The sequence below is a fragment of the Streptomyces sp. V4I2 genome (assembly GCF_030817655.1).
GTDB classification, from domain to species: Bacteria; Actinomycetota; Actinomycetes; order Streptomycetales; family Streptomycetaceae; genus Streptomyces; species Streptomyces plumbiresistens.
On sequence record NZ_JAUSZM010000003.1, the window covers coordinates 4696774 to 4719578 of the forward strand.

General features: G+C 71.2%; 19 protein-coding genes. 9 read left to right on the top strand and 10 right to left on the bottom strand.

Annotated features, from left to right (window positions below; all coding sequences use genetic code 11):
• Window positions 1-147: 147 nt before the first annotated feature.
• The 9 genes from QFZ76_RS22075 to rsmI form a co-directional block, all read right to left on the bottom strand.
• Window positions 148-2061 (bottom strand): PQQ-binding-like beta-propeller repeat protein, encoded by a 1914-nt coding sequence (locus QFZ76_RS22075; protein WP_307675361.1) that lies wholly within the window; start codon window positions 2059-2061, stop codon window positions 148-150.
• Between the two features lie 67 nt (window positions 2062-2128).
• A complete protein-coding gene (locus tag QFZ76_RS22080) occupies window positions 2129-3895 on the bottom strand; it encodes a PQQ-binding-like beta-propeller repeat protein (protein ID WP_307675362.1) in 1767 nt (588 codons plus the stop codon).
• Between the two features lie 193 nt (window positions 3896-4088).
• Entirely contained in the window at window positions 4089-5897 is a 1809-nt protein-coding gene (locus tag QFZ76_RS22085) for an ABC-F family ATP-binding cassette domain-containing protein (protein WP_307675363.1), read from the bottom strand.
• Window positions 5898-6116: 219 nt separating this feature from the next.
• Entirely contained in the window at window positions 6117-7013 is an 897-nt protein-coding gene (locus QFZ76_RS22090) for a 4-(cytidine 5'-diphospho)-2-C-methyl-D-erythritol kinase (RefSeq protein WP_307675364.1), read from the bottom strand.
• The gene (gene rsmA, locus QFZ76_RS22095) at window positions 7010-7915 is read right to left on the bottom strand and encodes a 16S rRNA (adenine(1518)-N(6)/adenine(1519)-N(6))-dimethyltransferase RsmA (protein ID WP_307675365.1); all 906 of its coding nucleotides are present in this window, start codon (window positions 7913-7915) and stop codon (window positions 7010-7012) included. Before rsmA ends, QFZ76_RS22090 begins: the two co-directional genes overlap by 4 nt.
• A 93-nt stretch (window positions 7916-8008) precedes the next feature.
• Window positions 8009-9391, bottom strand: a complete 1383-nt coding sequence (locus QFZ76_RS22100) for a resuscitation-promoting factor (protein ID WP_307675366.1) — start codon at window positions 9389-9391, stop codon at window positions 8009-8011.
• 141 nt (window positions 9392-9532) lie between these two features.
• The gene (locus QFZ76_RS22105) at window positions 9533-10414 is read right to left on the bottom strand and encodes a TatD family hydrolase (RefSeq protein ID WP_307675367.1); all 882 of its coding nucleotides are present in this window, start codon (window positions 10412-10414) and stop codon (window positions 9533-9535) included.
• Between the two features lie 46 nt (window positions 10415-10460).
• Entirely contained in the window at window positions 10461-10889 is a 429-nt protein-coding gene (locus QFZ76_RS22110; RefSeq protein ID WP_307675368.1) for a hypothetical protein, read from the bottom strand.
• Between the two features lie 265 nt (window positions 10890-11154).
• Window positions 11155-12012: a 16S rRNA (cytidine(1402)-2'-O)-methyltransferase gene (gene rsmI / locus QFZ76_RS22115; protein WP_307675369.1), complete on the bottom strand. Its 858-nt coding sequence runs from the start codon at window positions 12010-12012 to the stop codon at window positions 11155-11157.
• 63 nt (window positions 12013-12075) lie between these two features.
• Between rsmI and QFZ76_RS22120 the strand changes: the two genes are divergently transcribed.
• The 3 genes from QFZ76_RS22120 (at window position 12076) to QFZ76_RS22130 (ending at window position 17409) form a co-directional block, all read left to right on the top strand.
• Window positions 12076-13818, top strand: a complete 1743-nt coding sequence (locus QFZ76_RS22120) for a dolichyl-phosphate-mannose--protein mannosyltransferase (RefSeq protein ID WP_307675370.1) — start codon at window positions 12076-12078, stop codon at window positions 13816-13818.
• Between the two features lie 174 nt (window positions 13819-13992).
• Complete coding sequence (locus QFZ76_RS22125; RefSeq protein WP_307675371.1) at window positions 13993-15633, top strand: penicillin-binding transpeptidase domain-containing protein; 1641 nt, start codon at window positions 13993-13995, stop codon at window positions 15631-15633.
• 96 nt (window positions 15634-15729) lie between these two features.
• Entirely contained in the window at window positions 15730-17409 is a 1680-nt protein-coding gene (locus tag QFZ76_RS22130) for a penicillin-binding transpeptidase domain-containing protein (protein ID WP_307675372.1), read from the top strand.
• Here the strand turns inward: QFZ76_RS22130 and QFZ76_RS22135 are convergent.
• Window positions 17386-17760, bottom strand: coding sequence for an SsgA family sporulation/cell division regulator (locus QFZ76_RS22135; RefSeq protein ID WP_307675373.1), 375 nt, complete (start codon window positions 17758-17760; stop codon window positions 17386-17388). The genes QFZ76_RS22130 and QFZ76_RS22135 overlap by 24 nt on opposite strands.
• Window positions 17761-17939: 179 nt before the next feature.
• Here QFZ76_RS22135 and QFZ76_RS22140 point away from each other — a divergent pair, with 179 nt between their 5' ends.
• The 6 genes from QFZ76_RS22140 (at window position 17940) to QFZ76_RS22165 (ending at window position 22800) form a co-directional block, all read left to right on the top strand.
• The gene (locus tag QFZ76_RS22140; protein ID WP_307675374.1) at window positions 17940-18983 is read left to right on the top strand and encodes an energy-coupling factor ABC transporter permease; all 1044 of its coding nucleotides are present in this window, start codon (window positions 17940-17942) and stop codon (window positions 18981-18983) included.
• Window position 18984: 1 nt separating this feature from the next.
• The gene (cbiQ, locus tag QFZ76_RS22145) at window positions 18985-19746 is read left to right on the top strand and encodes a cobalt ECF transporter T component CbiQ (protein WP_307675375.1); all 762 of its coding nucleotides are present in this window, start codon (window positions 18985-18987) and stop codon (window positions 19744-19746) included.
• A complete protein-coding gene (locus QFZ76_RS22150) occupies window positions 19722-20501 on the top strand; it encodes an energy-coupling factor ABC transporter ATP-binding protein (protein ID WP_307675376.1) in 780 nt (259 codons plus the stop codon). The genes cbiQ and QFZ76_RS22150 overlap by 25 nt, the downstream gene beginning before the upstream one ends.
• Window positions 20502-20511: 10 nt before the next feature.
• Window positions 20512-20982: a MarR family winged helix-turn-helix transcriptional regulator gene (locus QFZ76_RS22155; RefSeq protein WP_307675377.1), complete on the top strand. Its 471-nt coding sequence runs from the start codon at window positions 20512-20514 to the stop codon at window positions 20980-20982.
• Between the two features lie 123 nt (window positions 20983-21105).
• Window positions 21106-21570 carry an organic hydroperoxide resistance protein gene (locus tag QFZ76_RS22160; protein ID WP_307675378.1) on the top strand — a complete coding sequence of 155 codons (465 nt, stop codon included), beginning with the start codon at window positions 21106-21108 and terminating at the stop codon, window positions 21568-21570.
• Window positions 21571-21624: 54 nt separating this feature from the next.
• Window positions 21625-22800 (top strand): serine hydrolase domain-containing protein, encoded by a 1176-nt coding sequence (locus tag QFZ76_RS22165; RefSeq protein ID WP_307675379.1) that lies wholly within the window; start codon window positions 21625-21627, stop codon window positions 22798-22800.
• The last annotated feature ends 5 nt before the right edge of the window (window positions 22801-22805 follow it).

A 22805-nucleotide genomic window follows, 5' to 3' on the forward strand; every position in this document is an offset into this window, starting at 1 on the left:
CTTCCCCTACCGGGACAGAAGTGCCCCGGATCGACGGAATTTCTGGTTTTCCTCGCATTCGAGGGTGATGAGCGGTACGCGCACGGCCCCGCCCCTGAGCAGGGACGGGGCCGTGTCAACGAAGGTCCACAAGGCGACTCGAACGGTTCAGCTCGCGCCGAACGCGATCACCAGGTACTCCTTGTCGTCGCCCGTACTCCCCAGGTCACTGGCGAAGATGTCGGACATGAACAGGTGTCCCTGCGAGTAGAGGATCTCGGAGTAGTCCGGCGACATGCTGGTCTCCACGTCCCGCACCGACTCCGTGGCCGGGTTCTCCAGCAGCTTGGTCTCCTTGAAGGTGCTGCCGTCGATGCTGACGATCTGACCGCCCTTGTCGTACGGCGGACGCTTGTACGCGATGATGTTCGTGCCGTCCATCCGCAGCGGCATGATCGTGTAGTCGTCGCCCGCGTCGGCCCGCTGGCCGGCCAGCTTGCCGGTGGCGAGGTCGATCGCGACGATGTGGTTGGTCTGCGAGAACTCGCCGGAGCCGTCTTCCTCCTCGGTCGCCACGTAGAGCCGGTCCTTGCCGACCGCGAGCTGGTGGCACTCCTCGATCTTGGTGATGCCGTCGCAGCTGGCCGCGTACTGGTCGCTGGGCGCCGAGATACGGGTGCGCAGCTTGCCGGTCTTGTTGTCGATGGAGAAGAAGTCCGAGATGCCGCTGCCGTCCTTCGCGGACTCGCCGACGTCGGCGGCGACGACCAGCGGGTCGGTGGACACGACACTGGCGTAGGCGATGCCCTGCGCCATCTTGTAGTCGGAGATCACCTTCCCGGACTTCGGGTCGAGGGTCTGGATGTGCAGCTCGGGCGCGTCGTACGAACCGCACCTGCGCACCGCGACCAGCTTCGCGCCGCCGCCGTACCCGGTGTCGTAGCAGGTGTCGGTCGGCTTCGGGGCCCACAGCTGCTTGCCGGTGCCGAGGTCGAAGGCGGCGCCGCCGCTGGAGCTGCCCAGGGCGACGGTGTTGCCGCTGACGGTGATGTTGTTGAAGCTGATCGCCTCGTCACCGGAGTTGGCGGTCTTGGTCCACAGCTTCTTGCCGGTGGCGAGGTCGAGGGCCGCGATCTGGCTGCAGCCGTGCGAGGGCTCGGCCTTGGTCGGCATCTTCGGCTGATAGGTGATCGCCGTCCGGCCGTCGGTGGTGACGTGGTTGCTGCCCTGGCACACCGGGCCGGGGAGCTTGATCGTCCACAGCTTGGTGCCCTTGTCCGGGTCGTAGCCGACGACCTCGGCGACGCCGCTCTTGGCGTACACCTTGTCGGTGAGCCAGGAACCGGCCGTGGAGATGGTGCTGTCCTTGCCGACCTCGGGCGCCGGGACCTGGAAGAGGACCTTGGAGGCGGGGTTGCCGGGGACCTTCTCCACCGGGGTGGTGGAGGTGCCGGTGCCGCCTTCGGCGTCGCTCCCGCCGGTGCCGCCTTCGGCGTCGCTCCCGCCGGTGCCGCCGTCGCCTTCCTTGTTGTCGTCGGTGCCGCCGGTGCCGCCGGTGCCGCCGCTGGAACTGGCGGTGTCGTCCTTCTTGCCGCCCTCGTCACCGGAGCTGGACGCGTACCAGACGCCACCGCCGACGATCAGCGCGATGGCCACGACGGCCGCGACGATGATGGTCAGCTGCGCGTTGAACTTCCGCCCGCCGCCCGGCTGGCCCGGCTGCGGCTGAAGGGGCATGGTCCCGTGCGGGTAGCCGTAACCGGGCTGCTGGCCGTAGGGGGCGGCAGGCTGCTGGCCGTACGGGTTCGGCTGCTGGCCCGGGTAGCCGTAGCCCGGGGGCGGCGGCGGGGTCTGGGGCGCTTGGGGTGCCGGGGGTGCCGGCGCCTGCGGATAGCCGTAACCCGCAGGGGGCTGTGGCGGCTGGGGCTGCTGCGGGTAGCCGTAGCCCGGCTGCGGCTGGCCCGCCGGAGGCGTCGGGGGCGTCTGCGGGGCGGCCGGGGGCTGCGGCGGCTGGTCCTGCGGCGGGCCGAAACCGCCTTGCTGCGGGGGCTGGTTGGGCGGCGGAGGGGGCGGTTGGGTCATGACGTGAGTACCTCGGGAGCGGTGTCGGCGGGGACGGCGGGGACGGTGAACAGCCGGAAGAGAAGGGTCACTTGCCGTAGGCGAGCATCAACTTCTCCTTCTTGTCGGTGTCTCCGGCGAGCCGTGTGGTCGAGAGGTAGAAGCGCCCGTCGACCCAGTCGATGTCCTTGGAGTAGAAGCCGCTCTCGATGTCCACGGTGCCCTCCGGCATCTGCAGCAGCGTCGTCGGCGTGCGCGTGCTGCCGGTCGTCGGGATCGAGACGATCCGGCCGCCCGCGTCGTACGACGGCTGCACATAGGCGACGAGCTTGCCGCCCTCGGTCTTCATCGGCAGCATCGACTCGTCCGCCGGGGACTTCACGCGCCACTTCTCCTTGCCGTCGGCGAGGTTGATCGCGACGATCTCGTTCGCCCCGGTCGTCGCCTCGGTGGGCAGGTAGAGCGTGTTCGCGTCGGCGGCCACGCCCTCGCAGGCCTGGAGGTCACCGCCGAGGAATCCCCAGCCGCACTCGGGGGCGAAGTCCTCGTCGACGGCGACCTGCGAGCGGAAGGTGCCGGTGGCGGTGAGCGCGGAGATGTTCCACGCGTTCTTGTCGTCGTTGGTGCTGTAGACGACGAGCGGGTCGGCGGAGTACACGTGCTCGACGGTCCAGCCCTTGTCGAACTTCTGGGTCCACTTGACCTTGCCGGTGCTGGGGTCCAGCTCCTGCATCTCGTCGTGCTCGGTCGTCTTGCTGGCGTCGCAGGAGGCGACGACGAGCAGCCGGGCGCCGCCCGCGAAGGCGGTCGGGAAGCAGGCGTTGCCGTACTTCTTCTTGTCGAACAGCTTCTTGCCGGTCGTCACGTCGTACGCCGTGCCGGACTGCGAGCGGCCCACCATCAGGGTCTTGCCGGTGATGGACAGCTCGATCGAGGCGGTGCTGTCGAACAGCGCGCCGTCCTCGACCTCGCCGGTCCAGCCCTTGGCACCGGTGTTGAGGTCGATCTCCTGGAGCTGGTTGCACTCGGCGCGGTCGCTGGTGCCGTTCATGTACGCGACGACGATCTTGTTGTCGGCCGTCTTCTGCGGGGTGACCGCGCAGATCTTCTGCTCGAAGGTGATGGTGTCCCAGGAGGGGGCGCCGTCACCGACGTTGTAGGCGACGAGCTGCTTGTACGCCGCCTTCACCGCGGTCTTGTCGGTGATCCACATGCCGGGGGCGTCGGCTCCGTCGCCGGGTGCGTCGGGCGCCTCCTTGTACCAGAGCACCTTGGCCTCGCCGGCCTTCCGGCCCTCGTTGAGGTTCTCCGGGTCCGCGCCGCCGGCACCGCTGCCGTCACCGGGGTTGATCGGGGAATCGGAGGCGGAGGGCTTGGGGTCGTCGCTCTTCTGGGCGGTCGGCTTCTTGTCGTCGTCACCACCGCCGGCGACCGCGAACACGGTCCCGCCGATGACGAGCAGCGCGGCCACGGCGGCACCGATGACGAGGGCCGGCTTGCCCTTGAAGCGGTTCCCGGAGCCGGGCGGCGGAGTGCCGGGCGCGCCGGGGTACTGGGGCTGCGGCGGGTAGCCGTAGCCCTGCGGTTGCGCGTACGGCCCCGGCTGCTGCGGCTGGCCGTACGGCCCCGGCTGCTGCGGCTGTGCGTACGGCCCCGGTTGGCCGTAGGGGCCGGGCTGCGGCGGGGCGTACGGACCGGACGGCGGCGCGGGCTGCTGCGGATAGCCGTAACCGGGTTGCGGCGGCGCCTGCGGTGGTGGCGGCGGGGCCCCGAAGCCCCCGCCCTGCTGTGGTGGTGGCTGGTCCTGCGGTGCTCCGAAGCCACCCTGCGGCGGCTGGTTGGGCGGCTGGGTCATCAGCGCGTTCCCCCGTTCAGTCACTGATTTTTAGCCACGCCCTGAGGTTCGTGTCGCGCCCAGAGTCGTACTCAGAAAGTTCTCAGACGGCCATTTCTATCACTCGGGACCACAACGCACCGGGCCGGTTCTGCCCCTGTTCCCAAGGGAGGACCGGCCCGTGATGCCGCCGTTATGCGCCTTCACGCACCCTTCACGCGTCGTCGGCGAGTTCCAGCCAGCGCAGCTCCAGTTCGTCCCGCTCGCCGGACAAGTCGCGCAGTTCGGCGTCGAGTTTGGCCACCTTCTCGAAGTCCGTGGCGTTCTCGGCGATCTGGGCGTGCAGCCTGGCCTCCTTCTCGGAGACCTTGTCCAACTGCCGCTCGATCTTCTGGAGTTCCTTCTTCGCGACGCGCTGGTCGGCGGCACTCTTCTCCGGTACGGCCTTGGTGGCGGCCGGCACGGGTACCGCGGCGGCGGCCACCTCCTCCATGCGCCGGCGCCGCTCCAGATACTCGTCGATGCCGCGCGGCAGCATCCGCAGGGTGGCGTCGCCGAGGAGGGCGAAGACCCGGTCGGTGGTGCGCTCGACGAAGAACCGGTCGTGGGAGATCACGATCATCGAGCCGGGCCAGCTGTCGAGCACGTCCTCCAGCTGGGTCAGCGTCTCGATGTCGAGGTCGTTGGTGGGCTCGTCGAGGAAGAGCACGTTGGGCTCGTCCATCAGCAGCCGCAGCAGCTGCAGCCTGCGCCGCTCACCGCCGGACAGGTCGCCGACCGGCGTCCACTGCTTCTCCTTGTTGAAGCCGAACGTCTCGCACAGCTGCCCGGCGGTCATCTCGCGCCCCTTGCCGAGGTCGACGCGCTCGCGCACCTGCTGCACGGCCTCCAGCACCCGCAGCTTGGGGTCGAGTTCGGAGACCTCCTGGGAGAGGTAGGCGAGCTTGACGGTCCGTCCTACGGCGATCCGCCCGCCGACCGGCTGCTGGTCGCCCTGCGTCCACGCGGCCTCGGCCATGGCGCGCAGCAGGGAGGTCTTCCCCGCGCCGTTCACCCCGACGAGGCCGATCCGGTCGCCCGGGCCGAGCTGCCAGGTCACGTGCTTGAGCAGCACCTTGGGGCCGGCCTGGACGGTCACGTCCTCCAGGTCGAAGACGGTCTTGCCGAGCCGCGAGGACGCGAACTTCATCAGCTCGCTGCTGTCCCGGGGCGGCGGCACGTCCGCGATGAGCTCGTTGGCGGCCTCGACGCGGAAGCGCGGCTTGGACGTACGGGCGGGCGCGCCGCGCCGCAGCCATGCCAGCTCCTTGCGGACCAGGTTCTGCCGCTTGGTCTCCTCCGTGGCGGCGATGCGCTCACGCTCCGCGCGCGCGAAGACGTAGTCGGAGTAGCCGCCCTCGTACTCGAAGACGTCGCCCTTCTGCACGTCCCACATCCGGGTGCAGACCTGGTCCAGGAACCACCGGTCGTGGGTCACGCAGACGAGCGCGGAGCGGCGCTCGCGCAGGTGCCGGGCGAGCCAGGCGATGCCCTCGACGTCGAGGTGGTTGGTGGGCTCGTCCAGGACGATCAGGTCCTGCTCCTCGATGAGCAGCTTGGCGAGCGCGATCCGGCGCCGCTCGCCGCCGGAGAGCGGGGCGATGACGGTGTCGAGCCCCTGCGGGAAGCCGGGCAGGTCGAGCCCGCCGAACAGCCCGGTGAGTACGTCCCTGATCTTGGAGTTTCCGGCCCACTCGTGGTCGGCCATGTCCCGGATGACCTCGTGCCGGACGGTCGCCGTCGGGTCGAGGGAGTCGTGCTGGGTCAGCACTCCGATCCGCGTCCCGCCGGAGTGCGTGACTCGGCCGGTGTCGGCGTCCTCCAGCTTGGCGAGCATCCGGATCAGGGTCGTCTTGCCGTCGCCGTTGCGTCCGACCACGCCGATGCGGTCGCCCTCGGAGACGCCGAGCGAGACGCCGTCCAGCAGGGCACGGGTGCCGTACACCTTGCTGACGTTCTCGACATTGACCAGATTGACGGCCATTACTCTCCTGACAAGGGGGACGATCGACCTTCCAGAGTAGTCGGCGGGGTGGATGGTCATTCCCGGCCGGGGTTCTGGACCCCCGGCCTTCGCCCACCCACCGCCCGTCTCGGTGGGTCGAGGGGTGAACCAATCAAGAGACCGAGTCGGGTGGTGGGGTGGGCATAGGCCCGGAGGTCTGGGGGCGGAGCCCCCAGGGACGCTCACCCCCACCGGGGATCAGCGCGTGACCGTGGCCCCCGGTGCCGGCCCGGAAGTCGTCCGTACGCTCCGGCACGTGCCCGACGTCCGCAGCGCCTCCGCCACCTTCGCCGCCGACTCGGCGTCCCGGGCGAGGAAGGCCGTGGTCGGGCCCGAGCCCGAGACAAGGGTTGCCAGGGCACCCGCGGCCCGCCCGGCCGCGAGGGTGTCGGCGAGTTCGGGGAAGAGGGAGAGGGCGGCGGGCTGGAGGTCGTTGGAGACGGCGGCGGCGAGCGCCTCGGGGTCGCCCTTGGCGAGGGCGTCGAGCAGGGGCTGGGAGGCGACCGGCTCGGGGACGTCGAGCCCCTCCGTCAGCCGGTCGAACTCGCGGAAGACGGCCGGGGTCGACAGCCCGCGCGACGCCATCGCGAACACCCAGTGAAAGATGCCACCGACCTCGAGCGTCCTGAGCTTCTCGCCCCGGCCCGTGCCGAGTGCCGCCCCGCCCACCAGGCTGAACGGCACGTCACTGCCCAACTCGGCGCAGATGTCGAGGAGTTCCTCGCGGGAGGCCTGCGTGCCCCACAGCACGTCGCACGCCAGCAGGGCCCCCGCGCCGTCCGCGCTCCCGCCCGCCATGCCCCCCGCCACCGGGATGTCCTTGTTGATGTGGATGTGCACGTCCGCCGTACGGCCGTACCGCCCGGCCAGCGCCTCGGCCGCGCGCGCCACCAGATTCGTACGGTCCAGGGGGACCTGGCCGGCGTCCGGCCCCGCGCAGGTCACGCGGAGTGCGTCGGCCGGGGTCACCGTCACCTCGTCGTACAGGCCGACCGCGAGGAACACGTTGGCCAGGTCGTGAAACCCGTCGGGCCGGGCGGCGCCGACCGCGAGCTGGACGTTGACCTTGGCGGGGACACGGACGGTGACGCTCACTGCTCGGCCTGCTCCTTCGGGGTTTCGGGGGTCGTCCCCCGAGATGACGCGGCCTCGGCGATCCGCGCGAACTCCTCCACCGTCAGGGACTCCCCGCGGGCCTGCGGCGAGACGTCGGCGGCGACGAGGGCGGCCTCGGCGGCGGCCGCGGATCCCGCCCAGCCGGCGAGCGCGGCCCGCAGGGTCTTCCGCCGCTGGGCGAACGCCGCGTCGACGACGGCGAAGACCTCGCGCCGGGAGGCGGTCGTCTTGAGCGGCTCGGCCCGTCGCACCAGCGAGACCAGCCCGCTGTCGACGTTCGGCGCGGGCCAGAAGACCTTGCGGCCGATGGCACCGGCCCGCTTGACCTCGGCGTACCAGTTGGCCTTGACCGACGGGACGCCGTACACCTTCGAACCGGGCGGGGCGGCGAGCCGGTCGGCCACCTCCGCCTGGACCATCACGAGGGTCCGCTCGATGCTCGGGAAGATCTCGAGCATGTGCAGCAGGACCGGTACGGCCACGTTGTACGGCAGGTTCGCGACCAGCGCGGTCGGGGCGGGGCCCGGCAGCTCCCGAACCTGCATCGCATCGGAGTGCACCAGCGCGAACCGGTCGGCCCGGTCCGGCATCCGCGCCGCGACGGTCGCGGGCAGCGCCCCGGCGAGCACGTCGTCGATCTCGACAGCGACGACCCGGTCGGCGGCCTCCAGCAGCGCGAGCGTGAGGGAGCCGAGTCCCGGTCCCACCTCGACCACCGTGTCGTCGGGGCGGACATCCGCGGTGCGGACGATACGGCGGACCGTGTTCGCGTCGATCACGAAGTTCTGGCCGCGCTGCTTGGTGGGACGCACACCGAGCGCGGCCGCGAGTTCACGGACGTCGGCGGGCCCGAGGAGGGCGTCAGGGGTGGGGCTGCTCACGGGACAAGAGTACGGGCCGCGGTTGACGTGGCCGGCCGGCTTGCCCGGCGCCGAGGCCGGGACCGGGGCGGTACGGTCCGGCGCAGCCGTGCCTCACCCTTGCAACCGCGTCCCACAGTGCGGCCAGGGACTCGCCCCCCGCCGCGCATACAGCTTCTTCGCCCGGAACGTCTGCTCCGCAGCCGACGCGTCCTGCGGCCGCCCCTTCCCGCCGAGGCTCTGCCAGGTCCGGGTGTCGAACTGGTAGAGCCCGCCGTACGTCCCCGAGGAATCGACCGCGCCCGGCCGTCCCCCGGACTCGCACGCCGCAAGCCCCTGCCAGTTGAGATCGTCGGCTCCCTGCACGGACGTCGACATCGGCTTCGTGCCCACCTTCACCACCTGCGCGCGCGGCTCCCGCACCAGCTCGGTCCGGGTCCGCCGCGGCTTCTGCTTGACGCCGTTGACGGTCCGCAGGGAGTAGCTGACCCGCCGCAGCCCCGGCTGCCCGGCCCGCTCGACGACCTCGGTGCCCCGGAACAGGGTGGGGTCCTCGGTCCGGTGCACCTCGAAGGGGATCGCCTCGTCGCGGACCTCCTTGCTGCCCGTGATCCGCAGCACGGTGACGGTCTGCCCGTCGCGCGGGAAGCTCTCCGGCGCGACGGACGTGGCGTCCTGCCCGCGCAGGGTGACCCCGGCCTCCTCGACGACCTCGCGCACGGTCGCCGCGTTGGTGCGGATCGTGCGCGCCCGGCCGTCCGCCAGGACCGTCACGGCCCGTTCGGTACGCACGTCCAGCGCGAGTCCCTCGCGCCCGATGCGGCGGGAGCGCGAGGCGGACAGATACGCGCCCTCCGCACGCACCCCCATCTGCTGAAGCGCCCCCTCCACCGTGCGCGCCGTCGTCCACACCTCGCGCCGGTGCCCGTCGAGCGTGAGCCGGACGGGACGCCCGTAGCGCACGGCGACCTCGTCGCCGCTGTCCAGCTCCTCGCCGGGGGCGGGCGCGACCACGTCGTGCGCGCCGACCCGCACGCCTTCCTCGGCGAGCAGTTCGGTGACGTCGTCCGCGAAGGTGTGCAGGGTGCGCGGCTTGCCGTCGACGCTGAGCTCGATCGCCTTGTCCTTGGCGACGAACGCGGTGGTGCCGCCCGCGAGGAACGCGACGACCAGCGCCTGCGGCAGCAGTCGGCGCATGGTCCCGTCCGAGCGCTCGGCGTACCGGGCCCTGCGCCGGCGCGCGGCCCGCCCGTTCCCGCCGTCCTCCATCACGGGCTCCGGCGCGCTGTACCGCGGCGGCGCGGGCTCGCGCGCCTCGTAGGCGGACGTGTACGTGTCGTCAGTGCGCGGGGACATGTCGTCGGCCGGCGGATACAGGTCGTCGTACGACGTCGGCGCCACGTACACGCCATAGGCCAGCGCCTGCGCGCTGTGCACGTCGGTGTACGGCTCGCTCGGGCCGTACGTCTCGTACGTCTGGTAGTGCGAGTTGCTCACGCCGACACGCTCCAGGGGCCGGAGGGGTCCAGAGGGGTCCGGATCGGGCCCCCAGAACCTAGCGGAGCGGCTGTCACTCTCCAAAGCGACGCGACTACCCAGAGTGGTGTTCGGGCGGGCCGGTAACGGAACGGTCGCGGCTCAGTAGCCGAACGCGCGTGCCGTGTTGGCGGCGAGTGCCGACGCCAGCGCGTCCTCGTCCATGCCGCGCACGGCGGCCAGCGCGCGCACCGTGACCGGAATGAGATACGGGGCGTTGGGCCGTCCGCGGTACGGCACCGGCGTCAGGAACGGCGCGTCGGTCTCCACCAGGAGCAGCTCCGGCGGGGCCACAGCCACGGCGTCCCGCAGGTTCTGGGCGTTCTTGAAGGTGACGTTGCCGGCGAAGGACATGAAGTATCCGGCGGCGGCGCAGATCTCGGCCATCTCGGCGTCGCCCGAGTAGCAGTGGAAGACGGTGCGCTCGGGGGCGCCCTCTTCCTTCAGCACGCGCAGCACGTCGGCGTGGGCGTCGCGGTCGTGGATGACCAGGGCCTTGCCGTGCCGCTTGGCGATCTCGATGTGGGCGCGGAACGACCTCTCCTGCGCCTCCTTGCCCTCCGGCCCGGTGCGGAAGTAGTCGAGGCCGGTCTCGCCGACGCCCTTGACCTGCTCCAGGCCGGCCAGCCGGTCGATCTCGGCGAGCGCCTCGTCGAGGCCCGCGTCCCCGCCCGGCGTGCGCGCGCCCTGCCGGGACCAGCCGTCGGGGTCGCCGTGGACGATCCGCGGGGCTTCGTTGGGGTGCAGGGCGACGGTCGCGTGGACGGCGTCGTACCGCGCGGCCGTCTCGGCCGCCCACCGGGAGCCGGCCACGTCGCAGCCGACCTGCACGACCGTGGTCACGCCCACCGACGCGGCTTTCGCGAGCCCCTCCTCCACGGTCCCCGACTGCATGTCGAGGTGGGTGTGGGAGTCGGCGACCGGCACCCGGAGGGGTTCCGGGAGCGGCGGGGCGGCGTTCTTGTCGGCGGCGTTCGAAGGCATGCCCCGATCCTACGAAAGGGGCACGCGGCCTCGGCCGGCGATCAGCTCAGCTCGCCCTGCGCTGGAACGGGTGCAGGAGATCGGACAGGTGCCAGTGACGGCCCTCCCCCTGCTCCCGTTGCTCCCTGTGCTGCTCACCCTCACCCACCGGCGCCTCCACCGGCCCGGCGGGCGGCATGCGGTGCTGCCGGTGCGCCGCGTCGCGGGCCGAGGCGACCCGGCCCGGCCGCATGATCCGTACGACGTGGTTGTCGCAGTTGGTGCAGGTGGGCCGGGAGAGCGGGGAGGGCACCACCTGGCCGTCCACCACGTAGAGCACGAACTCGTGGTCGTCGGCGTCCACGTGGTGCTCTATCTCGTACGACTGCTCCCACCCGTGCCCGCAGCGCATGCAGGCGAAGGAATACGACTCGTGGACGACGGCGGTCGCGCCGGCGCGGAGGCCGGTCTGCGGCTGCCCTGCGATCTCGCTCATGCCAGCTCCTGGTGTCCGCTGGGGACGACTGGGACGGGGTACGTCCTCTTCACCCAGTGGACGCCTCGGCGGGCATGAAGGCAGCAGACCTGTCGACTGTTGGCGGCGATTTGGGCGTCCCTTGCCATTCCGCCCTGTTGACCCGCCGCGGGCTTTGCCTTCCAAGCTGTCTCTTTGCGCACCCATGGGGCGCACGCCCGGGGCGCCCGCTCAGCGGAGATACGCCCTGCTCAGAAGGCGTTTCGCGCCTCCCGGTCCAAGGCGTTCACGCCCCCGCGTTCTTCGCCGCCACGACCGCGTCGAACACCTGCCGCTTGGGCAGCCCCGTGTCGGCGGCCACCGCGGCGATGGCCTCCTTGCGCCGCTCCCCCGCCTCCTCGCGCACCCGCACCCGCCGCACCAGCTCCGCGGCGTCGAGTTCCTCGGGACCGCGCTCCGGCGCCCCCTCCACCACGACGGTGATCTCCCCGCGTACGCCCTCAGCCGCCCACGCGGCCAGCTCGCCCAGACCGCCGCGCCTGACCTCCTCGTACGTCTTGGTCAGCTCCCGGCAGACGGCGGCCCGCCGGTCGGTGCCGAACACCTCGGCCATCGCGGCGAGGGTGTCGTCGAGCCGGTGCGGGGCCTCGAAGTAGACGAGGGTGCGCCGCTCCCCGGCGACCTCCCGCAGCCGGGACAGCCGTTCGCCGGCCTTCCGCGGCAGGAACCCCTCGAAGCAGAAGCGGTCGACGGGCAGCCCGGACAGTGCGAGCGCGGTGAGCACGGCGGACGGTCCGGGTACGGCGGTGACCCGGATGTCCTTCTCGACGGCGGCGGCCACGAGCCGGTACCCGGGGTCGGAGACCGAGGGCATCCCGGCGTCCGTGACGAGCAGCACACGCGCGCCCTTCACCAACTCCTCGACCAGCTCCGGCGTACGGGCGGCCTCGTTGCCCTCGAAGTACGAAAGGACCCTCCCCTTGGGCGTCACCCCCAGCGCCTGCGTCAGCCGGCGCAGGCGCCGGGTGTCCTCCGCGGCGACGACGTCGGCCCCGGCCAGCTCCTCGGCAAGGCGGGGCGGGGCATCGGAGATGTCGCCGATGGGGGTACCGGCAAGGACCAGGGTTCCGGGCGCAACTGTCACGTTTCCATCCTCGCAGGGGCCCAAGCACGGGACTCACACAGCGCCGTTCCCTACGATGGCGCGGTGACCAGTACCGCGTCCTCCATGGACACCCGGCAGGAGCAGGCCCTTCAGGACCAGCGGCCGTCGTGGCAGCAGCGGCTGCGCCGTTTCGGCTATGCGGCGACGCCCAGAGGCGACGTACGCGACCGCCTGGTGCCGCCGTACGTCGAGCCCAGCCCTCGGCTGTGGCAGATCCTCGGGGTGTCGAAGGAGTTCGCCGGGCGGATCGGCCGCTGGTCCGCGTGGGGCGGTCCACTGCTGGTGACGCTGTTCGCGGGCGTCATCCGGTTCTGGAACCTGGGCAGCCCGAAGGCGGTGATATTCGACGAGACGTACTACGCGAAGGACGCGTGGGCGCTCGTGCACCGCGGGTACGAGGTCAACTGGGACAAGAACGTCAACGACCTGATCCTGTCGAACAACGGGAACGTCCCGATCCCGACGGACGCGGCCTATGTCGTGCACCCGCCGGTCGGCAAGTACGTCATCGGGCTCGGGGAGCTGATCTTCGGGTTCAACCCCTTCGGCTGGCGGTTCATGACCGCCCTGCTCGGCACCCTGGCGATCCTGATGCTGTGCCGCATCGGCCGCCGCCTGTTCCGCTCGACGTTCCTCGGCTGTCTGGCCGGTGCGCTGATGGCGGTGGACGGCCTGGCGTTCGTGATGGCCCGCACCTCGCTGCTCGACGGTGTGCTGATGTTCTTCGTGCTGGCCGCGTTCGGCTGTCTGCTGATCGACCGCGACCGGGCGCGCGAGAAACTCGCCGCCGCCCTTCCGGCCGACGCCGACGGCCGGGTCCGCCCCGACGCGCACATCGCGGAGACCACCCGCTTCGGGTGGCGCCCCTGGCGCTGGCTGGCGGGCCTGATGATGGGCCTGGCGATCGGCACGAAGTGGAACGGCCTCTACGTCCTGGTCTTCTTCTGCGTGCTGGCCGTGCTGTGGGACGTCGGCTCCCGCAAGGTCGCGGGTGCGGGCCGCCCGTACGCGGCGGTGCTCAGGCGCGACCTCGGCTTCGCGTTCCTGGCCACCGTGCCGGTCGCGATCGCCACGTACGTCCTGTCCTGGCTGGGCTGGATCCTCTCCCCCGCCAACGGCAGCGGCGGCTACTACCGCAACTGGGCCGCGACCGACGGCAAGGGCGGCAGCTGGACCTGGCTCTTCCCCGACTGGTGGCGCAGCCTGTGGCACTACGAGCACGAGGTCTACAAGTTCAACATCAACCTCTCCTCGCCGCACACCTACGAGTCCAACCCGTGGAGCTGGATCGTCACCGGCCGCCCGGTCTCGTACTTCTACGAGTCCCCCGCCCCCGGCAAGGACGGCTGCCCCACGGACGCCGGTGAGAAGTGCGCCCGCGAGGTCCTCGCCATCGGCACACCGCTGCTGTGGTGGGTGGCCTGCTTCGCGATCCTGTACGTCCTGTGGCGCTGGTTCTTCCGCCGCGACTGGCGGGCCGGCGCGATCGCCTGCGGTATCGCGGCCGGTTACCTGCCCTGGTTCCTCTACCAGGACCGCACGATCTTCTTCTTCTACACGATCGTCTTCGTCCCGTTCCTCTGCCTGGCCGTCGCCATGCTCCTCGGCGCGATCATCGGCCCGCCGGGCTCCAGCGACACCCGCCGGGTGGCGGGCGCCACGGGTGCGGGCGTCCTGGTCCTGCTGATCGCCTGGAACTTCATCTACTTCTGGCCGCTGTACACCGGCACCGCCATCCCGATAGACGAGTGGCGGTCGCGGATGTGGCTGGACACATGGGTCTAGCCGTCCCGTAAACGGCCGGAGCGCCTTGGCACAGATCTCGCCACATTCGCTCAACAAAAGGGAAACTTCCGTTACAGCAGCCACATCTTCCGCATAGAGTGCGACCCGTTGACAGCCTTTCTGAACGCGTTCAGAAGATGCGGGGAAGGCACAAGGGGGAGGGGAAGCGCCGTAATGGGCAAGGGGGTAAAGACCGCCGTCATCGGTGGTGTGTTTGCCGTGATGGTCGGCGGCGCCGGGTACGGGGCGTACAACTTCGTGTCCGCGCTGAACGAGGACGGGGGCGGCGGGGCGGGTACGGCCGCCGGGCCGGCGCCGGTCAAGAGCGGGCCGCCGAGCGCGGACGAGGTCAAGGAGACGACCGCCAAGTTCTTCGCGGCCTGGGAGAAGGGCGACGCGGCGGACGCGGCGGCGTACACGAACAACGACACCGCGGCCGAGCCGCTGCTGACGGCGTACGGCGCGGCCGCCCACATCGGTGACGTGAAGATCACTCCCGGTACGGCGTCCGGCGCGACCGTTCCGTACACGGTGAAGGCGAAGGTGTCGTACGACGGGAAGTCGAAGCCGCTGACGTACAAGAGCGAGCTGACCGTCGTGCGCGGGGTCACCACCGGGCGGGCACTGGTCGACTGGCAGCCGTCCGTGATCCATCCCGAGCTGCAGCGGGACGACACCCTGGTCACCGGGGAGGCGGCGAGCCCGCCGATCGAGGCCGTCGACCGCAACGGGACCGTGCTGACGGAGGAGAAGTACCCCTCCCTCGGGCCGGTCCTGGACGCGCTGCGCGGCAAGTACGGCGACAAGGCCGGCGGCACCCCGGGCATCGAGCTGGTGATCCGGCACCCGGAGGGGGGCGCCGCCGACACCCCGCTGGTGACCCTCGCCAAGGGCAGGGCGGGCAAGCTGGAGACCACCCTCAGCGCGACCGCGCAGGCCGCGGCGGAGAAGGCGGTCAAGCAGTACGCCCAGTCGTCGGTCGTCGCCGTCAAGCCCAGCACGGGTGAGGTGCTGGCGGTGGCGAACAACCGCACGGACGCCTTCAACGCGGCCTTCGAGGGCACGGTCGCGCCCGGCTCCACGATGAAGATCATCACTGCCGCGATGCTCATAGACAACGGCGTGACCTCGATGAACGGCCCGGCGCCCTGCGAGAACACCGCCGTGTGGCAGAGCCAGACCTTCAAGAACCTCACGGGCATGAAGCCCAACCTGAACGCCACGCTCGCCAACAGCTTCATGCGGTCCTGCAACACCGCCTTCATCAAGCTCATCGACGAGAATCCGCTCACCGACGAGTCGCTGACCACGGAGGCCCAGACCCGCTTCGGCATCGGCCTGGACTGGAAGACCGGCATCGTCTCCTTCGACGGCAGCGTCCCCGCCTCCGGTGGCCCGGACCGCGCGGCCAACGCGATCGGGCAGGGCCAGGTCCAGATGAACCCGCTGAACATGGCCTCCGTGACGGCCACCGCCGTCACCGGCGACTTCCGCCAGCCCTACCTGGTGTCGCCGAAGCTCGACGACCGCCAACTGGCCACCGCCAAGGGGCTGCCGTACAACACGGCCTCCCAGCTGAAGCAGATGATGCGGCTGACCGCGACCCAGGGCACCGCCCAGGAGGCGATGTCGGGGCTCGGCGGGGACATCGGCGCGAAGACCGGTTCCGCAGAGGTCGACGGGCAGGCCGTGTCCGACAGCTGGTTCACCGGATTCCGCAACGACGTGGCGGCGGCGGCCATGACTCAGGAGGGCGGACACGGCGGCGAAGCGGCGGGCCCGATTGTCGCAGCTGTGCTACGAGCTGCCGGCTGACGTCACCCGCGCAGCACGGGACCCTAGGGTGGTGTCGTCGTTGAGGTGGAATGAGGGCAACGGGGACCCTGGGGATCGTGCGGAGGATCGAAAGCTGTGGGTAACAGAAGGCGCGTCGCCGAGCGACGACGGAAGACCAGACCCGCCGTGATCGGCGGGATGATCGCCGTGGTCGTCGGCGGCGCCGGCTTCGGCGTCTACGCGCTGTACGGCGGCGGGGCGGCGGCCGACGACCGGACGCAGACGACGTCCGCCGAGGAGAAGGCGAAGGACATCCCGTCCGGGCCCCTCTCGGCGACCGAGGTCACCACCGCCGCGCAGACCTTCCTCACGGCCTGGCAGCAGGGCAAGGTGGCCGCGGCGGCGGCCGCCACGGACGACGCGAAGTCGGCCACCACCTCGCTGACCGGCTACACCAAGGACGCCCACATCAAGGGCGTCACGCTCACCGCGGGCGCCCGCACCGGCGACAAGGTGCCCTTCGCCGTGAAGGGCACGGTGTCGTACAAGGGCGTCGAGAAGCCGCTGACGTACGACAGCGCGCTGACGGTCGTCCGCGGCACCACCGACGGAAAGCCCGTCGTCGACTGGCAGCCCGCCGTCCTCCACCCCGACCTCCAGGACGGCGACACCCTGGTCACCGGCGAGTCCGGGACCCCGCCGATCAAGGCGGTCGACCGGGACGGGGGCGAGCTGACAAAGGCCACGTACCCGTCGCTGGGCCTGGTCCTCGACGGACTGCGCGAGAAGTACGGCAAGACCGCCGGCGGCAAGGCGGGCATCGAGCTGCGGGTCGTCCGCGCCAAGTCCGCGAAATCGTCGAAGGCATCCGACAAGACCCTGCTCGAGCTGAGCAAGGGCACGCCGGGCACCGTGAAGACGACCCTGAGCCCGAGGCTCCAGGCGGCCGCGGAGACGCAGGTGGCCAAGAGGGCGCGGTCGTCGGTCGTCGTCATGCGCCCCTCCACCGGCGAGATCCTCGCCGTCGCGAACGCCTCCCACGGCTTCAACACCGCCTTCCAGGGCTCCCTCGCCCCGGGCTCCACGATGAAGGTCATCACCTCCACGCTGCTGATCGACAAGGGCCTGGCGTCGGCGGACAAGGCGCATCCGTGCCCGAAGTACTTCACCTACGGCGGCTGGAAGTTCCAGAACGACGACAAGTTCGAGATGAAGGACGCCACCTTCAAGGCGAGCTTCGCCCGCTCCTGCAACACCGCCTTCATCAGCCAGGCGCCCGAGCTGGAGAACGACGACCTGACCAAGCAGGCCCAGCAGGTGTTCGGCCTGGGGCTCAACAACTGGGCGATCGGCGTGCCGTCCTTCGACGGCTCGGTGCCGGTGCAGAGCGCGGCCCAGATGGCGGCCTCGCTCATCGGGCAGGGCGGGGTCCGGATGAACCCGCTGAACATGGCGTCGGTGTCGGCGACCATCGAGTCCGGCAGCTTCAGGCAGCCCTACCTGGTGTCCCCGACGGTCGACGACCGCACGCTGGCGAAGGCCTCGCGCACGCTGTCCGCGGGCACCCTGTCCCAGCTGCGGGAGCTGATGGCGTACACGGCGGCCTACGGCACGGCGGCCGAGGCGATGTCCGGGGTCACCGGGAACGTCGGCGCGAAGACCGGCTCGGCGGAGGTCGACGGCCAGAAGAAGCCGAACGGCTGGTTCACCGCGTACCGGGGCGACCTGGCGGCCGCGGGCGTGGTGCAGCAGGGCGGCCACGGCGGCGAGACGGCCGGCCCGATCGTGGCGTCACTGCTGAAGCTGGGCGGCTGACTCGCCGCGTCCCACGGGCGTGGCCAGGTACGTCCGCCGCAGGAACCTGAGCAGTGCCTTCGTCTCGAACTGCACCACCGAGACGCCCTGCGCGGAGTGGAACTCGACCACGGCCTGCACCCGCCCGCACGGCCACACGCGGACCTCTCCGCTGCCGACCGGTGCCCGCAGGCCCTGTTCGAGGAGCGAGCGCGAGAAGGTCCACTCGTCGTGGGTGCTGGGAAGCCCGATCCTGACCGAGCGCGGGTCGGTCTCGGGGTCGTAGCGCAGGATCACCGGGACCGCTTCGTCCTCCACGATGTCCGCGTCCGAAACGATGTGGGCTCGCGCGTACTGTTCGACTACAGACATCGTGACGGGCCTCTCACGCTGTGCAACCTATGCGGAAGCTGTGCATCCACTCCCCCTCCAGCGTCGCATGTTTCCCGGATTTCGCCCCTGGGGCCGAACAGCTTGCTCATGACCGCTCTTGGCTGTTCGTTCCGCATCTCTCTTGCAAGCTGTTCGCAACAAGCCACTATCATCGAACGGTGCATGTGCCTGACGGATTCATCGACGCCCCCATGTCCGTAGCGACCGGAGCGGTCGCCGCGGCCGCCGTCGCGGTGAGCCTGCGCGGAGCCCGCCGTGAACTGGACGAACGCACCGCGCCGCTGGCCGGCCTGGTCGCGGCGTTCATCTTCGCCGTGCAGATGCTGAACTTCCCCGTCGCCGCGGGGACCAGCGGACACCTGCTCGGCGGCGCCCTCGCGGCCATACTCGTCGGCCCCTACACAGGGGTCCTGTGCATCGCCGTGGTCCTGCTCATGCAGGGCATCCTGTTCGCGGACGGCGGCCTCACCGCGCTCGGCGTGAACATCACGGTCATGGGCGTCGTCACGACGGTCGTCGCCTACGTCCTGTTCCGCGGACTCGTGAAGGTGCTGCCCCGCAAGCGGCGTTCCATCACCGTCGCCTCCTTCGTCTCCGCCCTGATCTCCGTGCCGGCCGCGGCCCTCGCCTTCACCTTCCTCTACTGGCTCGGCGGCACCACCGACATCTCCATCGGCAAGGTCGCCACCGCCATGGTCGGCGTGCACATCCTCATCGGCATCGGCGAGGCCGCGATCACCGCGCTGACCGTCGGCGCCGTCATCGCCGTCCGCCCGGACCTCGTGTACGGCGCCCGCGGCCTCCAGCAGAAGCTGAAGCTGCGGGTCAACGGCGAGCTGGTCGACGTACCGGACGCCGAACCGGTGCCCGTCGCCGCCCGGTCCCACCGCACGGTGTGGGCCGCCGGCCTGGTCACCTCCCTCGTCCTCGCCGGGTTCGTCAGCTTCTACGCCTCCGCGAACCCCGACGGCCTGGAGAAGGTCGCCGCCGACAAGGGCATCGACGAGAAGGCCGAGGAGCACGCGAACGCGGACTCCCCGCTCGCCGACTACGGCGTCAAGGATGTCGATGACGCCCGCCTGTCCGGGGGGCTGGCGGGCGTCATCGGCGTGGGAGTCACGGTCGTCGCGGGCAGCACGGTGTTCTGGGCGGTGCGCAGGCGCCGTACCGACGACACCTCTCCCGTGAGCACGGGCGTCTGACGTGGGCGCCGGGCACGCGCACAGGCTCTACCGGCACGGGCACTCCCCCGTGCACGGCCTGCCCCCGCACACCAAACTCGCGGCGACCTTCGCCTTCGTGGTGGTCGTGGTGTCGACCCCGCGGGAGGCGATGTGGGCGTTCGGCCTGTACGCCGTCCTGCTGGCGGGCGTCGCGTACGCGGCCCGCGTGCCCGCCGGTTTCCTGCTCAAGCGGCTGCTGATCGAGGTCCCGTTCGTCGCCTTCGCGGTGCTGATGCCGTTCGTGGCGGAGGGCGAGCGGGTCGAGGTACTGGGCCTCCAGCTGAGCGTGAGCGGCCTGTGGGGCGCCTGGAACGTGCTCGCCAAGGGCACCCTGGGCGTCGCCGCGTCCGTACTGCTGGCTTCCACCACGGAACTGCGCGAACTGCTCCTCGGCCTGCAACGGCTCAGACTCCCCCCACTGCTCGTGCAGATCGCCTCCTTCATGATCCGCTACGGCGATGTCATCGCGGACGAGATGCGGCGGATGCGGATCGCCCGGGAGTCGCGGGGCTTCGAGGCGAGCGGCGTCAAGCACTGGGGCGTGCTCGCCAAGTCCGCCGGCGCCCTCTTCATCCGCTCCTACGAGCGCGGCGAGCGCGTGCACCTCGCCATGATCAGCCGCGGGTACGCCGGCTCGATGCCGGTCATCGACGAGGTGACCGCGTCCCGGGCCCAGTGGTCGTACGCGCTGACCCTCCCCCTCACCGCCCTCGTCGTATGTCTGCTGGGATGGACGTTGTGACCGCTTCTCTCGAGGTCTCGGGCCTCGCCTTCGCCTATCCCGACGGACACCAGGCGCTGTTCGGCGTGGACTTCTCCATCGCGCGCGGCGAACGGGTCGCGCTGCTCGGGCCGAACGGCGCCGGCAAGACGACCCTGGTGCTGCACCTCAACGGCATCCTGAGCGGCGGCACCGGCACGGTGCGGGTCGCCGGGCTGCCCGTCGGCAGGCAGCACATGGCCGAGATCCGGCGCAAGGTCGGCATCGTCTTCCAGGACCCGGACGACCAGCTGTTCATGCCGACCGTGCGCGAGGACGTGGCGTTCGGTCCGGCGGCGGCCGGGCTGAAGGGGCCCGAACTGGAGGAGCGGGTGCTGGTGGCGCTGCGGCGGGTCGGCATGCAGGACTTCGCCGAGCGGCCCCCGCACCACCTCTCCTTCGGGCAGCGGCGCCGGGTCGCGGTCGCGACCGTGCTGGCGATGGAGCCGGAGATCCTCGTCCTCGACGAGCCCTCCTCCAACCTCGACCCCGCCTCCCGCCGCGAACTGGCCGACATCCTGCGGTCGTTGGACGTGACCGTCCTCATGGTCACCCACGACCTGCCCTACGCCCTGGAACTGTGCCCGCGCTCGCTGATCCTGAGCGACGGCACCATCGCCGCCGACGGGAAGACGGCCGAGCTCCTCGCCGACGACGCGCTGATGCGCGCGCACCGGCTGGAGCTGCCGTTCGGTTTCGATCCGCGTTGGGTGCCGGCGATCGAGAGCCGTCCCTGACAATGGGCCCGTGACGAACCAAGAGGACACCGGGGTCGAGGGCTCGCTGCTGCTGGACGACCAGCTGTGCTTCGCGCTGTACGCCGCCCAGCGCGCGGTGACGGCCGCGTACCGGCCGCTCCTGGAGGACCTCGGCCTCACCTACCCGCAGTACCTCGTGCTGCTGGTGCTGTGGGAGCGCGGCGAGATCACGGTCAAGGAACTCGCGGGCGCGCTGCGCCTGGACTACGGCACGGTGTCGCCGTTGCTCAAGCGGCTGGAGAGCGCGGGGCTCGTACGCCGGGAGCGCTCGGAGAGCGACGAGCGCTCGGTGCTGATCGCGTGCACGGGACGCGGCGAGGAACTCAAGGAGCGCGCGGCGCGCGTACCCGGCGCCCTGCTCACGGCGACGGAGCTGGAGGGCGCGGAGATCGCGCGGTTGCGCGAGGAGTTGTGGCGGCTCGCGGACCGGGCGGAGGCCGCGGCCGAGCGCGCCCGCTGACCCCACCCCCCTGACCTCACCCCGCTGACATCGCGTTACCCGCGGTTGCCGCCCCCGGTCGTGGAAGGCAGGACTACTGGCCGGTACCTTGTGCACAATGTATTTGCTGGGGGAGGTTCTGCCGTGATCGAAGAGACCGTCGAAAGCACCGCCGTCTCCGTCGACACCCGTCCGACGAAGATCGTGTACGTCGCCGAGGCCACCGCGCACGGCGGCCGGGACGGCTATGTCACCAGTCAGGACGGGCAGATCGAGCTGAAGGTCGCGATGCCGCCGGAACTCGGCGGGGACGGCAACGGCACCAACCCGGAGCAGCTGTTCGCGGCCGGTTACAGCTCCTGCTTCCACAACGCGCTGGTGCTGGTCGGCCGCCGGTCGGGCTACGACCTGACCGGCTCCACGGTCGCCGCGAAGGTCGGCCTCGGCCCCAACAAGCAGCGCGGCTACGGCCTCGCGGTCGCCCTCAGCGTCTCGCTCCCGGTCCTCGACGCGGACATCGCGGCGAAGCTGGTGGACGCGGCGCACGAGGTCTGCCCGTACTCGAACGCGACCCGCGGGAACATCGACGTGACGGTCCTGCTTGGCTGAGGTGAGGGGAAAACCCCGGAGCGAGACGCACCCGGCGAGACGAGGAGTACGCACGTGGACGTGAACGGCACAGTCGCCGAGGGCTTCGAGCCGGTCAGGGAAGCGTTCGTACGGAACTTCGAGGCGCTCGGGGACCGGGGCGCGGCCCTGGCCGTGTACCGGGACGGGCACCGGGTCGTCGACCTGTGGGCCGGTACCAGGGACGTCGACGGCACCGAGCCCTGGCGGCGCGGCACCGCGCAGATCGTGCGCTCGGCGACCAAGGGCGTCGCCGCCGCCGTACCGCTGCTGCTGCACCAGCGCGGGCTGCTCGACCTGGACGCGCCCGTGGGCGAGTACTGGCCCGAGTTCAAGGCACGCGGCAAGGAACGGGTCCTGGTCAGGCACGTACTGAACCACCGCGCCGGCCTCCCGGTCCTGGACCGTCCGCTCACGCCCGAGGAGGCGCTGAACCCGGCACGGGGCGCCGAGGCGGTCGCCGCCCAGGCCCTCGTCTGGGAGCCCGGCACCGCCCACGGCTACCACGCGCTGACGTACGGCTGGATGCTGGACGAACTGGTGCGGCGCGTGACCGGCCTGTGGGCCGGCGAGTGGATCGCGGCCCAGATCGCCGGACCGCTGGGCGCCGACCTGTGGCTGGGCCTGCCGGAAGCAGAGGAAGCCGCCGGCCGGACGGGCCGGGTGGGCCGCCTGGAGACACCGGAGCCCTCCACCGGGGCGGCCCTGCGCGTGCGCCCGAAGCGCGCGGTCACCGAGGCCTACGCCGACCCGGACTCCCTCACCCGCCGCGCCTTCGCCGCGATCACGCCCTTCCCCGACCAGAACGCCCCGGCGTACCGGGCGGCCGCCCTGCCCGCCACCAACGGCATCGCGACCGCCGACGGCCTCGCCCGCGTCTACGCCGCCCTGATCGGCGAGGTCGACGGCATCCGTCTCTTCGACCCGGCCACCATGGAGGCGGCCCGGACCGAGGAATCGGCGGGCCCCGACCGCGTCCTCGTCGTCGGCACCCGCTTCGGCCTCGGCTACATGCTGCACGGCAGCGCGTCACCGCTCCTCGGCCCGGGTTCCTTCGGCCACCCGGGCCGCGGCGGCTCCCTCGGCTTCGCCGACCCGGAGACCGGCATCGCCCTCGGCTATGTGACGAACGGCTTCCGCAAGACCGTGACGGCGGACCCGCGGGCGCAGGCGCTGGTCAGGGCGGTGCGGAGCGTCGTCGTAGGACAATAGCGGCC

Excerpts from the sequence above, each read along its gene's own strand:
- QFZ76_RS22075 (WP_307675361.1), bottom strand. The coding sequence starts at position 2,061 with ATGACCCAACCGCCCCCTCCGCCGCCCAACCAGCCCCCGCAGCAAGGC.
- QFZ76_RS22080 (WP_307675362.1), bottom strand. The coding sequence starts at position 3,895 with ATGACCCAGCCGCCCAACCAGCCGCCGCAGGGTGGCTTCGGAGCACCG.
- QFZ76_RS22085 (WP_307675363.1), bottom strand. The coding sequence starts at position 5,897 with ATGGCCGTCAATCTGGTCAATGTCGAGAACGTCAGCAAGGTGTACGGC.
- QFZ76_RS22105 (WP_307675367.1), bottom strand. The coding sequence starts at position 10,414 with ATGCCTTCGAACGCCGCCGACAAGAACGCCGCCCCGCCGCTCCCGGAA.
- QFZ76_RS22110 (WP_307675368.1), bottom strand. The coding sequence starts at position 10,889 with ATGAGCGAGATCGCAGGGCAGCCGCAGACCGGCCTCCGCGCCGGCGCG.
- QFZ76_RS22125 (WP_307675371.1), top strand. The coding sequence starts at position 13,993 with ATGGGCAAGGGGGTAAAGACCGCCGTCATCGGTGGTGTGTTTGCCGTG.
- QFZ76_RS22135 (WP_307675373.1), bottom strand. The coding sequence starts at position 17,760 with ATGTCTGTAGTCGAACAGTACGCGCGAGCCCACATCGTTTCGGACGCG.
- QFZ76_RS22150 (WP_307675376.1), top strand. The coding sequence starts at position 19,722 with ATGTCTGCTGGGATGGACGTTGTGACCGCTTCTCTCGAGGTCTCGGGC.